This window comes from Massilibacteroides vaginae, assembly GCF_900178525.1.
Classification (GTDB): domain Bacteria; phylum Bacteroidota; class Bacteroidia; order Bacteroidales; family Tannerellaceae; genus Massilibacteroides; species Massilibacteroides vaginae.
This window is the reverse complement of record NZ_FXDJ01000007.1, coordinates 499,147-514,093: the sequence shown is the minus strand read 5'-3', so window position 1 is coordinate 514,093 and position 14,947 is coordinate 499,147. Positions and strand designations below refer to the sequence as shown.

Sequence of the window (14,947 nt, the reverse complement as noted above, 5' to 3'; positions counted from 1 at the left end):
TAATAAATACAATAAGTATGAAAAAGAAATTGACGATTGCTTTGGTTGCGCATGATAACCGCAAAGCTGATATGGTAGAATGGGCAGTGCATAACGCGGATTTCCTTGCTGTGCATCATTTGGTATGTACCGGAACAACCGGAGGACTTATCGCGGAGGCTTTTAATGAGAAAGGTATTGACGCGGATATAACGCGCATGCATTCCGGACCAATGGGAGGTGATGCTGAAATTGCGGCTATGGTTGTTCGTAAAGAAGTTAACCTGGCAATATTCCTGATCGACGACTTGAATCCTCAACCTCATGAGGCGGATATTCAAATGTTATTACGCCAATGCCGCGTGCATAATGTGCCGATTGCCTGCAATCGCTATAGTGCCGACCTGATGCTTACCAGTAGTCTTTGGGACGATGATGACTATATACCAACCGAACCTCGTTATGTCTTTTTCAATCGTTAATAACGTAGAAAAGAACAATTACAAACTAATATAAATGAAACTTAATATAGCAGTACTACCGGGAGACGGAATCGGTCCCGAAATTGTAGAACAGGCAATGAAAGCCGTAAAGGCTATTTGTGATAAATTCGGACACGAACTGAGTTACGAATACGCACTGACCGGTGCATGTGCCATTGACGAGGTTGGTAATCCATACCCTGATGAAACGCACGAATTATGTATGAAGAGTGATGCCGTATTGTTCGGCGCGATTGGCTCTCCAAAATATGACAATAACCCATCTGCAAAAGTAAGACCTGAACAGGGTTTACTTGCCATGCGTAAAAAACTGGGCTTGTTTGCCAATATACGTCCTGTAACTACTTTTCCTTCCTTATTACATAAGTCTCCTTTGCGTTCTGATCTGGTAGATGGTGCCGACTTTATGTGTATACGCGAACTAACAGGAGGCATGTATTTCGGTCGTCCGCAAGGCAGAAGCGAAGACGGCGATACAGCGTATGATACTTGTGTTTATACCCGGGAAGAAATAGAACGTATAGTTCGTTTAGCTTATGAGTACGCCGGTAAACGCAGAAAGAAAGTAACGATCGTTGATAAAGCGAATGTTTTGGCAACTTCCCGTTTGTGGCGTCAAGTAGCTCAGGAGATAGAAAAAGAATATCCGGAGATTGAAACAGAATACATGTTTGTGGACAATGCGGCCATGCGTATAATCCAATGGCCTAAAAGCTTTGATGTGATGGTAACAGAAAATATGTTCGGAGATATTCTGACGGATGAAGCTTCTGTTATTACAGGCTCATTGGGTATGTTGCCTTCGGCGTCAGTCGGAATTCACACTTCTGTATTTGAACCAATCCATGGCTCGTATCCACAGGCTGCCGGAAAAGATATCGCTAACCCGTTAGCTACGATCTTGAGTGCTGCGCTAATGTTTGAATATGCTTTCAACCTGATGGAAGAAGGAGCTCTGATTCGTGAAGCTGTAGATGCGTCAATGGATGCGAAAGTAGTAACCGAAGATATTGCCGGAGAAGGTAAAGCTTATAAAACCTCCGAAGTAGGCGAGTGGGTAGCTTCTTATATCAGCAAAAAATAAAACAAGACATCCTGTGATAATAAAAAAAGAGACGCACAACCGTGTGTCTCTTTTTTGTTATCCTGACTTATTTCGACATCCTCAGCAATTCATCAATAATTGCCGGATCATATCCTAATTCCTGTGCTTTATGAAAATCCTTTAGGGCGGCTTCTTTTTCGTATTGAGCGAGGTTTATCTTTCCTCTTAGAACATAAAGAGAAGCCTTCGGACCGGATTCTATAATTACTTTGTTAATATCTGCTTTGGCGCGGGCATTCTTTCCCATCATAAAATACAGTTCGGCGCGTCCTTCATACATTTGCCAGTCTTTTGGCATTTCATTGATCAGGTAATTGTATATACGTTCGCTTTCATTGTAGTTTCCGCGCATTTTTTCCATGATCGCGTGCCCTAAACGTCCGTAAACGGTCTTGTCGTTTACTTCCAGAATCTTGTCAAAGTCTGATTCCGCAGCGATGAAGTCTTTCTTTTGAAGAAAGAGTATTCCTCTGTTGTATAGTGCGTTCTGCTCTTCCGGTTCAGACAATAGCAGAATGTTATAATCCGCTATGGCTTTATCCGTTTCACCCATTTCGGCGTAAAGCGATGCACGATTGGCTAATAAGGTAATGTCTTGCGGGCGGCGGCTTAATGCGGTGGAATAGGAAAAGAGGGCTTCTTCACGTTTTCCTTGTCTTCGTTGGATGGTGCCCAGATTAGACAGGAGTGCATAATTATGCGGATTGCCAGGTTCCAGTCGCATAGCGGCTCGCAGACTTTCTTCTGAGGCCACTAAGTCGTCTTTCTCAAGATAGTCGTAACTTTTATTTATTAACTCTTCGTATGTTTGCGCGTAGCAAGTGGAAGATAAAAACATGTATATGAACAGGATTGCAAGTCTCATCTGATTCTATTTGTCTGTTGCAAAATTACGTAATAATTCACTCTTCCGGTATGAATAAGAATTATTTATATCTTTACTACAAATTATAAGAATTCACAATTTATGATCTGTTTCTTGAAACTGTTGACTATAACACCCGAAAATCCGGATTCGGGACAAATTCAAACATATATTCAGACTCTTATACAAGATGGAGCTGAGTTGGGTTGGGCTATATTAAAGGGATTGATTGTTTTTTCAATTGGTAAAATCCTGATCACTCTGTTAAATAAATTAGTTCACAGAATACTGACAAAACGAAAAATCGATCCGTCGGTTAAGTCTTTCTTTTTAAGTTTAGTTAATATTACGTTAACTGTTTTACTGATTGTTTCGGTTATTGGGGCTTTAGGAATCGAAACAGCTTCCTTTGCGGCTTTGCTTGCTTCTGCCGGTGTGGCTATCGGTGTGGCTATGAGCGGAAATCTCTCTAATTTTGTTGGCGGAATTGTAATTTTGCTCTTTAAACCGTTTAAAGTGGGAGATTTTATTGAGGCACAGGGAGTAGGGGGTACGGTTCAGGAAATACAAATATTCCATACCATACTGAATACGTCGGATAATAAGCAAATTTTTGCACCAAACGGCGCGTTGAGTAGCGGTATTATTACCAATTTCAATAATTTACCCACACGTCGGGTAGAGTGGATAATTGGTATTACCTACGGACAAGACTACACCGTGGTGCATGGAATTATTGAAAATATCATTAAAAACGATACCCGTGTTTTACTCTCGCCCGAACCATTTATTGCTCTTCATGGAATGACAGACACGAGCGTAAATGTTGTTGCCCGTGTCTGGGTTAAACGGGAAAACTATTGGTCGGTTTATTTTGATATAAACAAGGAGATCTACGACACCTTTAGTCGGGAGGGAATTGAGTTTCCCATTCCTAAAGTGTTGGTGCATAAACCAAGCTGATTTACTCAACAGGGGTACCCAACTTGGCACCTAAATACTCTAATCGTTTCTGTGCTTTATTCATTTCGAGCGTCATGCGATTTACGTCGCTCAGCACCGTGCCTAAGTTGAAGGTGGCGACAAGTGCTTTTTTGTCTGCATCAGCAATATAGATAATATACGGCTTACCTCCGGTATACTCAACCTTGATGCGTTCCTTTTCGTTGTTATAGATCAGGTTGATCGCGTCTAACCCTGCCTCACCCTTATACGTTACAACCTCGGTGGTAAAGCCCTCGTCTTTAAACCGGTAGTTTACGCCGCCATCATAAGGGATCGAAGCCGTCTCGGCGAATAATTCTCCGGGCGCGCTGAGTTTTATTGAAGTATGGTTGATCGGGTTGGCTCCGTAGTAAACACTCGCTAAATACATTTCGCCTTTTTCGTTTACGCCGCTGCGAATATAACAACGATTGATGTTTCGCTCTATAGTTTGTTGTTTCCAAATGAAAGTGCCGATTTCTTCGTAAACAGAATCTTTCTCATACACAAAATCCTTTCGTAGCGTTTCAATTTCAGCGATACGGATAGGAAGCAGACTATCGCAATAGGCTAATGTTCGTTCGGCCTCCTTTATTTCTACCTCTCGCATCAAGGTAAGGCTTTCCTTCAGTACTTTAAACTCCTTGGGATACAGTATCCGAATACTGTCAATTTCACTCTTTGCAGCAAAAAACTCATTTGCCGCATACATATCACGCGCTTTCTGTAACCTGGCTTTCGCTTCTTTTTCCTGATTACCACAACTACTAAGGATGATCCCTGCCAGAATTATAAAAGTTGCTATTATTCTCATAAATTATTTATTTTTCTTGATATGCAAACTTACAAAAAAAACAGGGCGTTACGAGATAACTTAGGGAACTTTCATAATTGGAGAAAAAAAGCGATATTTGCATGGCTTTGAAAAAGGATACATCCGGAGTAGTTTATAAAGCAATTAATTACTCGTTATAAAGGATGACTTTTATTTAATAAAGGATATTTTCCTTTTTCTATATATATAGAAAAACTTTACCACAGATGTAGAAAAGTTTTTCCACAGCTATAGAAAAAGAGAAATAAAGGTTGTAAGGAAAGAAAGATAGGTATAGGAACAAAAATGCGCCGTATAGTAAGTGCTATCAAATGGTTTATGATCCTTGAAGAGTATTCGTTAATAAACAATATTATCCAAATATAATCAATTTAGAAATGACAAAAAGTGCATTACAAATCGCAAGAGCAGCTTATCAGCCTAAAGTGCCGGTTGCTCTGAAAGGTCAGGTAGAAGCTGTTGACGGAGAGTATACACAATCTGTAGCAGATCAGGAAGAAATTAAAAAATTATTCCCGAACACGTATGGTATGCCTATTATTACGTTTGAAAAAAGTAAAGAAGCTGTTACGCTTCCTGCTATTAACGTAGGGGTAATTCTTTCAGGAGGACAAGCGCCCGGAGGGCACAACGTGATTGCCGGTTTGTTTGATGGCGTGAAAGCGATCAATAAAGATTCTCGTCTGTACGGATTCATCCTCGGACCGGGCGGTTTAGTAGATCATAATTATATGGAACTTACTGCTGATATTATCGATGAATATCGTAATACCGGTGGTTTCGATATGATTGGATCAGGACGTACAAAACTGGAAGAAACAGCTCAGTTTGATAAAGGTCTTGAAATATTAAAAGAATTAGGTATCAAAGCGCTTGTTATTATCGGTGGTGACGACTCTAACACTAACGCGTGCGTGTTGGCTGAATATTACCAGTCGATCAATGCCGGTGTGCAGGTAATAGGTTGTCCTAAAACTATTGACGGTGACCTGAAAAACGAGCAAATCGAAACATCATTTGGTTTTGATACAGCTTGTAAAGTGTATTCGGAAGTAATCGGTAATATCCAACGTGACTGTAATTCAGCGCGTAAATACTGGCACTTTATCAAATTAATGGGGCGTTCTGCTTCTCACATCGCTTTGGAATGCGCATTGCAAACACATCCGAACGTATGTATTATCTCTGAAGAGGTAGAAGCTAAAAACCTAACCTTGGACGATGTGGTAAATCAAATTGCTGCTGTAGTGGCAAAACGTGCCGCAGATGGAAATGACTTCGGAACAGTACTTATTCCTGAAGGATTGGTAGAGTTTATTCCGGCAATGAAAAAACTGATCGCTGAATTGAACGACTTCCTTGCAAAGAACGAAGCTGAATTCAAACTGATCAAACGTTCTGAACAACGTAACTATGTTATCAGCAAACTTACAAAAGATAATTCAGAGCTTTACGCAAGCCTTCCTGAAGGCGTGGCACGTCAGTTAACTTTGGATCGTGACCCTCATGGAAACGTACAGGTGTCATTGATCGAAACCGAAAAACTATTGGCTGAAATGGTAGGAAACCGTTTGGCTGAATGGAAAAAAGAAGGACAATATGTTGGTAAGTTCGCAAGTCAGGTACACTTCTTCGGCTATGAAGGTCGTTGCGCGGCTCCATCAAATTATGATGCGGACTACTGCTATTCATTAGGATATACGGCTTCTTGTTTGATTGCGTCTGGAAAGACAGGTTATATGTCTTCCGTACGTAACACTACTGCTTCTGCTGATAAGTGGGTTGCCGGAGGTATTCCTGTAACGATGATGATGAACATGGAAAAACGTCATGGCGAAATGAAGCCTGTAATCCAGAAAGCATTAGTGAAACTGGATGGCGCTCCTTTCAAAAAGTACGCTTCACAACGTGAAAAATGGGCGGTTAATACGGACTATGTATATCCGGGACCAATCCAATACTTCGGCCCAACTGAAGTATGCGACCAGCCTACAAAAACATTATTGCTTGAACAAGGTAAATAAGGGATAAAAAAGAGGGTGTCCAAAAAGTTTTGGACATCCTTTTTTTATTGCTCTTTTTTTATTATATTTAAGTCATAAAACAAAGACAATCATTGCTTTATGGCCAAAATATCATGGAAACCCTACAATCAGGGGCAAGGTGTTCTTTTTCCGGTAAGTATAGACAGTAAGATACCTGAAGATCACCCCGTTCGTTTAGTCAATCATATTGTTGACGAGCTTGACTTATCCGACATTGATTTTGGATATAAAGGAGGAGGCAATAGTAGTTACCACCCCCGGATGTTGCTAAAGATTCTTTTTTACGCCTATCTGAACAATGTCTATTCCTGTCGAAAAATAGCCGCTCAATTAGAACAAAACATTTATTACATCTGGCTCTCTGGCGATCAACAGCCTAATTTCAGGACAATAAACAACTTCCGTTCGCTTCGTCTAAAGCAGAGTATCCATAAGCTATTTGTTCAGATCGTCTTCATTCTGGTAGATATGGGCTACATCAGTTTGAAAGAACTCTATGTAGATGGCACTAAGTTGGAGAGCCGTGCTAACCGATACACTTTTGTATGGCGCAAAAGCGTTGAAAGAAATAAGGCTAAGCTGGAATCTAAAATACATGGTATTCTCTCTCAGATAGAAGACGGTATTACTCAAGACAATGCTCCCGATGATGAGCCTCCTACCCCCATCAACAGTCGGGAATTGAAAGAAAGGATACAGCAGATAAACCGGGAGAACCGTAGTAAAGAAGAACTTAAACAAATCAAAACGCTGGAAGATAAACATTTGCCAAAACTTCAGGAGTACGAAGAAAAGTTGGATACTCTGGGGGAGCGTAATAGCTTTGGCAAAACCGATACGGATTCAACTTTTATGCGCATGAAAGAGGACCATATGAGAAACGGACAGTTAAAGCCCGCGTATAATCTTCAAATAGGTACAGAAAACCAATTTATAACACACTATGATCTCTTTCCTAATCCAACAGACACATTGACTCTTATCCCTTTTATGAATGGATTTGAAAGCAACTACAAGATACGTCCTGAACAGCTTTGTGCCGACTCGGGTTATGGAAGTGAAGAGAATTATACTTACCTGGAAAAGAAAGAAATCGAGGCTTATGTAAAATACAATTATTTTCACAAAGAAGAGAAACGTTCCTTTAAAAACAATGCATTTCTACAGGACAACCTCTATTACAATAAGGAGAAAGACTATTTCATCTGTCCGATGGGGCAACAAATGAAAAAGATTTATACGACAAATCGTAAAACTCAAAGTGGCTTTGTTTCAGAGATAAGTGTTTACAAAGCCAGCCGTTGTCAAGGTTGTCCGCTCAGGAGTTTATGCCATAAGTCAGAAAACGACAGACAAATACAGGTTAATCATAAGCTAAGGGAGTATAAACGGAAAGCCCGTGAAAGGCTTACCTCGGAAGAAGGTCTACGAATGCGAAAGCGACGCCCCATAGAACCCGAAGCTGTTTTCGGTCAAATCAAATACAATAAAGCTTACAATCGGTTCCGCCATCAATCAAAAGAGAAAGTGGCAATGGATTTTGCTGTCTTTGCTATAGCCTTTAACCTGCTCAAACTATATCGAAAGCAGAAAAAGGCAGTTTTTGCTCAAAAAAGAACGGTAAAAAACAAGAATGTAGAACTTTTTAGAGTCTATCAACACCACGAAGAGAGAAAAACTCAGATTATAAATCTGACAAAGCTAAATCAACAAAAGAACGCAGCATAAAAAGATAAAAGAGAGTGCCCTTGTGGGACACCCTCTTTTTGTTAGTCATTAAGTTAGTTCTTAAATCTTAATCCATCCCCTACACGTTCAATAGTGATTGGGCGGCTCTTGTCAATCTTCGCTGCCAAAATCTCTTTTGACAATTCATTCAATACATATCGCTGAATCACACGCTTTACCGGACGGGCGCCAAATTGCGGATCGTATCCTTCTTCGGCAATAAAGCTCAGGGCTTCATCCGTGAAATTGAGTATGATCTCATTCTTCTCCAGCATCTTCTTCAGGTTATTCAACTGAAGTGTTACAATTTGCCTGATTTCCTCTTCATTCAACGGAGTAAACATGATTACTTCGTCAATACGGTTTAGCAATTCCGGACGAATTGTTTTTTTCAACAACTCCATTACTTGCCCTTTGGTGCTTTCTATCACTTCTTCCCGATTATCCTTGGTCAGCGTTTCAAAGTTTTCCCGTATCAGTGATGAACCTAAGTTGCTGGTCATAATAATGATCGTATTCTTGAAGTTCACAATTCTACCTTTATTATCCGTCAAACGGCCATCATCCAATACTTGCAAAAGAATATTGAATACATCCGGGTGCGCTTTTTCGATTTCATCAAACAAAACCACGGAATAAGGCTTGCGGCGGATAGCTTCAGTTAATTGTCCACCTTCGTCGTATCCTACATATCCCGGAGGTGCTCCGATAAGTCGGGTAGCGCTGAATTTTTCCTGATACTCGCTCATATCGATACGGGTCATCATGTTCTCATCGTCAAACAAATATTCAGCTAATGCTTTTGCCAATTCTGTTTTACCTACCCCGGTCGTACCTAAGAATATAAAAGAACCGATCGGTCGTTTCGGATCTTGCAAGCCTGCCCTGCTTCTACGTACGGCATCGGCTATTGCCGTGATTGCTTCTTCCTGTCCGATTACCCGGTTATGTAGCTCATCTTCGAGGTGCAATAGCTTTTCACGTTCGCTTTGCAACATTTTGTTTACAGGTATACCTGTCCATCTGGATACCACATCCGCGATATCTTCGCTGTCTACCTCTTCCTTGATCATGGCTTCACCACCTTGCATTTGGTGCAGCTTTTCTTGAACATCTTTTATCTCTTCTTCTTTACTCTTTACCTTACCATACCTGATTTCGGCCACTTTACCATAGTCGCCTTCCCGTTCGGCTTTGTCGGCTTCGAATTTAAGATCTTCAATGTCTATTTTATTTTGCTGAATTTTGTTTATCAGCTCTTTTTCGCTTTCCCATTTCGCTTTCTGATTCTGCTCGTCTTCTTTAAGGTTGGCAATCTCCTTGTTCAACGATTCAAGTTTCACCTGATCGTTTTCCCGTTTGATTGCTTCGCGTTCAATTTCCAATTGTTTGATACGGCGCGTAACCTCGTCCAAAGATTCGGGAACAGAATCTACCTGTAAACGCAAACGTGCAGCCGCTTCGTCCATCAGGTCGATTGCTTTATCCGGCAGAAAACGATCCGTAATATAACGGGAAGATAGCTGAACGGCCGCAATGATCGCGTCGTCTTTGATACGTACCTTATGGTGGTTTTCGTATTTCTCTTTCAACCCACGCAAAATGGAAATGGTGTCTAACTCGTCCGGTTCTTCTACCAACACGATTTGGAAACGACGCTCAAGCGCCTTGTCTTTCTCAAAATATTTCTGATATTCGTCCAGCGTTGTCGCGCCAATAGAACGTAACTCGCCACGTGCTAACGCCGGCTTTAAAATATTTGCCGCATCCATAGCACCGTCACTCTTCCCGGCACCAACAAGCGTGTGTATCTCATCAATAAAAAGAATAATCTCTCCTTCCGATTTTGTTACCTCGTTTACGACAGACTTTAATCTTTCTTCAAACTCACCTTTGTATTTTGCACCGGCAATAAGCGCTCCCATATCCAACGAGAATATCTGTTTTGACTTCAGATTCTCGGGCACATCGCCCCGTATGATACGATGAGCCAAACCTTCGGCAATGGCTGTTTTACCTACACCGGGTTCTCCAATCAGGATTGGGTTGTTTTTCGTTCGGCGACTCAATATCTGTAATACACGCCGAATTTCGTCGTCACGTCCGATTACGGGATCGAGTTTGCCGCTTCTTGCCCGTTCGTTCAGGTTGATGGCGTATTTGCCCAAAGCATCATAGGTGTCTTCGGCCGATTGACTGGTTACTTTGTTTCCTTTCCGTAATTCGTCAATTGCCAGGCGAAGATCCTTTTCCGTAACACCGGCATCTTTTAACATCTGGGAAGCAACGCTTTTTACGGTTAATAAGGCCAGCATAATATGCTCGAGAGAAACATACTGATCACCCATCTTCCCGGAATAATCGATTGCTTTTTGGAGTACGGCGTTTGCTTCGGAAGATAAATAAGCTTCACCTCCTGATACTTTCGGGTATGAATCCAGTTGCCTGTCTAAGACTAAGTTCAGATTTTGCGAGTTTACGCCCAGTTTCTGAAAGAGAAAGTTGACCATACTTTCACCTGTCATTATGACCGATTTAAGTAGGTGAGTAGCTTCAATTACCTGCTGATTCCGCTGAGAAACCAACTGAACGGCTTGCTGAACCGCTTCTTGTGCTTTGATTGTGAAATTGCTTAAATTCATATATTTAAATCTCCTTTCTTGCTTGTTTATTTTTTTGTATTACTATATATGAAGCTGCAAAATAAATGCCACTAATATATACTGCCAAAATGGCATTCTGTTAAAATCTGAAGTAATCCAATGAAATCCGGTTTTTGTATATAATTAAAGCCTAAAATTCTCCTTAAAAACGGGGTCAGTTTTTTACATTACTATATGTTTAAAAAGATATCCTTTATTTTTAAAAAGATATCCTTTATTTTTCGAAAAATAACCTTTATGTTTTCAGGTATGCACAATGCGCTGGTTATCAGCGATATGCAAGCGTGCTAAAAAAAGGGAATTTAAGACCTGTTTTTAACTTAAAAATGAGGTGTAGGTGTTGCCCGGCGGAAAACATAAAGCCTCGAAAGAAATAATCTTCCGAGGCTTTAACTATGAATATAATATCTTGTTGTTTCAGGGCACTACCGGTGGTGTTTTGGGTTTGCGATCAAAGAACGGGTTTTTTGATGAGGCACTCAACGGAATTGCGATAATGCATTTTGATTTTTCTCCCAGAAAACCTAATCGTTCGGCCGCAAGACCGGCACTGAACATCACGCGAGTGTCTACGCGTAGGTCTGATGCTTTTGCGCAAGCGGAACCAATAGCAATCCCTAAGTCTATCGTGTTAATAGCACAAGGCACAGCTTCAGGTTTAGCTAAGCAGGTGGCATATCCACAGTAAGCGCAATTCAGACTTTGTGTTTTTTGTGCGGTGCCTAACAGAATAACTGCTTCAGCGCTTAAAATATTATCGGCATCGCGCATCAGAAATTTCATTCCCGTTTCCTCAGATAAGCGATACATTTCAGCTGATAGCTCTTTGATTTTATTGTCTGTAACTGTTGCGATCTCAATGATATCTATCCCTTTACCTTTTGGAGCGGTACGGGCTGATAACATGATTTGACGGGCTGCGTCTAACACGGTGTCCCGTCGTACTTCTCTTTCGTTCAGTATCATATTAAATAGGTTTATACGAATAACGTTCAAAGATAGATTAATTATCAGTAGAAAGCTGTAAGTTGCTCATCTTTTCCGTTAGTTTGTAATCGTAAGCCGGGTAGTCGTAAATGCTGAATCGGGCTTCTGTAACCCCTTCACCATAATGCCAGATCGAACTGTATTCTTCGATTTTTTCTCCCATATTTTCCAGTTTGGACAGGTAGGCGGCGATCGATTTGTTTTCTACAATATAAACTTCGCCCATTTTATCGATAATCGGACTGTGCTTTCTGTTTCCATCGTGGTCAAACTTAAGGATGCGTTTTCCTTCGGCCGTTATCCCTACCAATTTAAACGTCATGCTTTTACCGATTGCCGGCAGGTTAAGAACATTTCGATCCGTACCTGCGAAAGGCAGCTTATGCTTCTTCAAAAAGAGTGGTAAAAGCTTATTTGTAGGCTGATCCGATCTGATCAAAGCATCCAACTCCTCATTCTGTTCCGGAGTAAGATAGCCCAAGGTTTTTTCTTCATACGTTTCCTGTAGAGAACGGCTGTTAGGTGTAAACACAGCGTAATTTTCAAGAAATCCCTTCACGGAAAAAGTATAGTAGCATACAACTCCAAGGCTGTTCAGTACCTCACGCAAACGAGCCGTGTGTCCGCGACGTGAAGCCGCTACCGTATAAACCAACTGATTGGTAATAGTCCATCCGGCTGCCAAAATGGCTTCTATAGCCTGTTTGGCTTCAGGAGTAACCTCCAGGGGAGATTGAAAATGCGTTTGTATGTAGAATTGGGAAACTCCGATTGTGGAAGCTTTCTTTTTAAACTCGCGGAGGATATCTGTCAATTCTGGCGTAATCCGCTGAGGAAGATAAGCGAGTAATCTCGAACCTAACCTAACACGCTGTAATTCCGCATATTTTTCACCATCCGGTCGTAGTTCGTTTGCTTTTTGCTTTCGTTTAGCCATGACAAACACTGCGTCTAAGATTTTGCGTAGCGTAGCATTCTGACTCATAAAAGCATCTCCACCGGTGATCAGTATATCCCTTAATTGTGTGTCTTGTTCGAAATAACCCATTAACCGACGTAACTTTTTATCCCATGTTTCTTTCGGTTTTAATTCGTCAAAGTTGAAGTTGAGGCGTTCACTCTGGAAGTCATACATACGTTGGCAAGAGGCGCATAAACCTCCGCAGGCCCGTCCCATAGAATCCGGAATAAGGATCGCTACTTCCGGATAGCGGCGGTGAATGTTATGACCGCCCGGCAATAACCAACCGGCGGCATTCGGTTCTCCACCTACCACAATATCTTCTTTTTCCCAGGCACGTATATTTCCGTAGGTTTCAATAAGCTCTTCAGAATATAGTATATACGAACGAATTGCTTCGTCATCGTATCCTTCTTTACCCGGATTTAAAAGAGAAAGATAATAGGGTGTGATAAAAAACGGCATTTTCTTTTTCTTTGCCCTTGTCAAGCGTTCGATTGTTTCCGGAGATAACGAATTGTTCAGGAACGCGTTCAGCTCAGTCGGACTTTTTATGGCCATAGCCAAATGAAAACGGCTGGTTTGCCACCAACGTTCAACTAAGGATGTCTTTTCCTCACGAGACATATTGGCGGTGAATACATATTTTGAACCGGAAGTTGTTCTGTTTTCAATCTTCTTTATCAGCTTATCAATAATAAACCGTTTGTTTTCGTTTCTGATACGCAAAACAACAGGATCTGATCCATCAGGCCAACGATTCATATACCGTTTAACCATATCCGCATCAGGCGTATTAAGTTCCGGATAAAATAAAAGTTTAAATTGATAATAAAGATCAAGATAAAGATCCGTTAGGGTAGATGCTTCAACAATACCCTTCAGGAATCTCCATAAATAGGTTATAGTCTTAATATTTAATTGCTGTCCGGTGGATAGCTCATCTACAATCGTGTTGTCATTTTGTATTAAAAGAAGAATTCTTGTGCCCGCCTCATCACTAAAAGTGCAATTCTTTTCTTGTTTTTTTGTTAAAATAAGAGTGTGCAGATGCTTTTTAAATTGTGCTTCATCCGAGCAGGATTCCGCAATCTCGCATAATTGAGGGAAATCTTGTTTATACTTGTTTTGTAGTTCAGTGATAGATAGGTCCAGCTTCTTTCTTTTAGTCATAAGCAATATGTTTTATTTGAATGTTTCGAGTTATAGTAAGCGAGTAAACCCAACAAATATACTAAAATAAATACTTATATCCTAAGAAGATCAAAGCTGGTGATGGTTAATTACTTCCCATATAAATCTTTTAGTGTGCTCAGCAAATCCTCTCCACGCAGATTCTTTCCAACGATTTTACCCTCAGAATCCAATAAGTAATTTGCCGGAATAGCACGAACACCATAGAGGTTTGCCGCCTCACTATCCCAGAGTTTCAGATCAGAAACATGTGTCCATGTTAAGTTGTCTTTTTCGACTGCTTTTTCCCAGGCACTCTTGTCTCTGTCTAAAGAAACAGCGAAAATATCAAATCCTTTATCCTTGAATTCGTTGTAGGCAGCAACAATATTCGGGTTTTCACGTCGACACGGACCACACCATGAAGCCCAAAAATCGAGGAGGATATAACTCTTTCCAAAGTGATCAGAAAGTTTTACCGTATTTCCCTGAAGATCGGTTGATGAAAAATCCGGAGCTTTATTTCCCGGGCTTAGTTTTTCTAATTTAGCAACAAGGTCTTGTAACACGGCTACATAGGGTGTTTTCAGTAACGATGTGTCTAATAAAGCAACATTTGCTTTGATTTCCTCCGGAGACAAACGATATGAAAAGTCGCGGTAAAGTACATAAGCCGACACTAACGAAGCCGGATCCGCTTTAATAAACTCGTCAATTTTCACCTCTTCCAATTGTTTGTAAGCGGCAAATTTGTCATGCAAAGCGGAACCGCTGACTGTTGTATTTCCATACCATTTTGCGGAATCAAGTTGGATTGTCACCGGATTTCCATCAAGGAACAATAAAAAAGACGATTTAGCAGGATCAAGAGAAAGCCCGTATATTTCCGGAATCTCAACTTGCTTTGAAAAACTGAATTTACCATCTTTTACTACAGCAGAATCTATCGAGAGAAACTGCTTGTTATTAAATTTTTGCAGATAAACCTTTTCTGCAGGCGAGTCCACTAATACACCTTCAATAGAAAGGTTGTTTTGTTTACCGCACGATACCAAAGCGACGCCAGCCAAAAGTAAAGCTGTTACATTCTTAATGCCCATATTTTCAACCTGTTTAAAT

The 14,947-nt window shown here is 40.8% G+C and carries 11 protein-coding genes; 5 read left to right on the top strand and 6 right to left on the bottom strand.

The window, feature by feature from the left end; all coding sequences use genetic code 11:
- Nucleotides 1-17: 17 nt before the first annotated feature.
- Nucleotides 18-461, top strand: coding sequence for a methylglyoxal synthase (locus B9Y81_RS05020; protein WP_085535894.1), 444 nt, complete (start codon nucleotides 18-20; stop codon nucleotides 459-461).
- Nucleotides 462-495: 34 nt separating this feature from the next.
- Nucleotides 496-1,566, top strand: a complete 1,071-nt coding sequence (leuB, locus tag B9Y81_RS05015) for a 3-isopropylmalate dehydrogenase (protein WP_085535893.1) — start codon at nucleotides 496-498, stop codon at nucleotides 1,564-1,566.
- A 67-nt stretch (nucleotides 1,567-1,633) separates the two neighbouring features.
- On the opposite strand, the gene B9Y81_RS05010 is transcribed toward leuB, so the two are convergent.
- A complete protein-coding gene (locus B9Y81_RS05010) occupies nucleotides 1,634-2,452 on the bottom strand; it encodes a tetratricopeptide repeat protein (RefSeq protein WP_085535892.1) in 819 nt (272 codons plus the stop codon).
- Nucleotides 2,453-2,554: 102 nt separating this feature from the next.
- Between B9Y81_RS05010 and B9Y81_RS05005 the strand changes: the two genes are divergently transcribed.
- The gene (locus tag B9Y81_RS05005; protein ID WP_085535891.1) at nucleotides 2,555-3,415 is read left to right on the top strand and encodes a mechanosensitive ion channel family protein; all 861 of its coding nucleotides are present in this window, start codon (nucleotides 2,555-2,557) and stop codon (nucleotides 3,413-3,415) included.
- Nucleotide 3,416: 1 nt separating this feature from the next.
- On the opposite strand, the gene B9Y81_RS05000 is transcribed toward B9Y81_RS05005, so the two are convergent.
- Entirely contained in the window at nucleotides 3,417-4,250 is an 834-nt protein-coding gene (locus B9Y81_RS05000; protein WP_085535890.1) for a hypothetical protein, read from the bottom strand.
- Nucleotides 4,251-4,648: 398 nt separating this feature from the next.
- On the opposite strand from B9Y81_RS05000, the gene B9Y81_RS04995 reads away from it, so the two are divergent.
- The gene (locus B9Y81_RS04995; RefSeq protein WP_085535889.1) at nucleotides 4,649-6,295 is read left to right on the top strand and encodes a diphosphate--fructose-6-phosphate 1-phosphotransferase; all 1,647 of its coding nucleotides are present in this window, start codon (nucleotides 4,649-4,651) and stop codon (nucleotides 6,293-6,295) included.
- A gap of 99 nt (nucleotides 6,296-6,394) precedes the next feature.
- Nucleotides 6,395-8,044, top strand: coding sequence for an IS1182 family transposase (locus tag B9Y81_RS04990; protein WP_085535336.1), 1,650 nt, complete (start codon nucleotides 6,395-6,397; stop codon nucleotides 8,042-8,044).
- A gap of 53 nt (nucleotides 8,045-8,097) precedes the next feature.
- On the opposite strand, the gene clpB is transcribed toward B9Y81_RS04990, so the two are convergent.
- From clpB to B9Y81_RS04970, 4 genes are all read right to left on the bottom strand, one after another.
- Nucleotides 8,098-10,686, bottom strand: a complete 2,589-nt coding sequence (clpB, locus tag B9Y81_RS04985) for an ATP-dependent chaperone ClpB (protein WP_085535888.1) — start codon at nucleotides 10,684-10,686, stop codon at nucleotides 8,098-8,100.
- Nucleotides 10,687-11,124: 438 nt separating this feature from the next.
- Nucleotides 11,125-11,673, bottom strand: coding sequence for a ferredoxin domain-containing protein (locus tag B9Y81_RS04980; protein ID WP_085535887.1), 549 nt, complete (start codon nucleotides 11,671-11,673; stop codon nucleotides 11,125-11,127).
- A gap of 37 nt (nucleotides 11,674-11,710) precedes the next feature.
- Nucleotides 11,711-13,828 carry a KamA family radical SAM protein gene (locus B9Y81_RS04975; RefSeq protein ID WP_085535886.1) on the bottom strand — a complete coding sequence of 706 codons (2,118 nt, stop codon included), beginning with the start codon at nucleotides 13,826-13,828 and terminating at the stop codon, nucleotides 11,711-11,713.
- 110 nt (nucleotides 13,829-13,938) lie between these two features.
- Nucleotides 13,939-14,928, bottom strand: coding sequence for a TlpA disulfide reductase family protein (locus B9Y81_RS04970; protein ID WP_085535885.1), 990 nt, complete (start codon nucleotides 14,926-14,928; stop codon nucleotides 13,939-13,941).
- Nucleotides 14,929-14,947 lie beyond the last annotated feature (19 nt).

Coding starts and splice junctions, on each gene's coding strand:
- B9Y81_RS05020 (WP_085535894.1), top strand. CDS start 18: ATGAAAAAGAAATTGACGATTGCTTTGGTTGCGCATGATAACCGCAAA.
- leuB (WP_085535893.1), top strand. CDS start 496: ATGAAACTTAATATAGCAGTACTACCGGGAGACGGAATCGGTCCCGAA.
- B9Y81_RS05010 (WP_085535892.1), bottom strand. CDS start 2,452: ATGAGACTTGCAATCCTGTTCATATACATGTTTTTATCTTCCACTTGC.
- B9Y81_RS05005 (WP_085535891.1), top strand. CDS start 2,555: ATGATCTGTTTCTTGAAACTGTTGACTATAACACCCGAAAATCCGGAT.
- B9Y81_RS05000 (WP_085535890.1), bottom strand. CDS start 4,250: ATGAGAATAATAGCAACTTTTATAATTCTGGCAGGGATCATCCTTAGT.
- B9Y81_RS04995 (WP_085535889.1), top strand. CDS start 4,649: ATGACAAAAAGTGCATTACAAATCGCAAGAGCAGCTTATCAGCCTAAA.
- B9Y81_RS04990 (WP_085535336.1), top strand. CDS start 6,395: ATGGCCAAAATATCATGGAAACCCTACAATCAGGGGCAAGGTGTTCTT.
- clpB (WP_085535888.1), bottom strand. CDS start 10,686: ATGAATTTAAGCAATTTCACAATCAAAGCACAAGAAGCGGTTCAGCAA.
- B9Y81_RS04980 (WP_085535887.1), bottom strand. CDS start 11,673: ATGATACTGAACGAAAGAGAAGTACGACGGGACACCGTGTTAGACGCA.
- B9Y81_RS04975 (WP_085535886.1), bottom strand. CDS start 13,828: ATGACTAAAAGAAAGAAGCTGGACCTATCTATCACTGAACTACAAAAC.
- B9Y81_RS04970 (WP_085535885.1), bottom strand. CDS start 14,928: ATGGGCATTAAGAATGTAACAGCTTTACTTTTGGCTGGCGTCGCTTTG.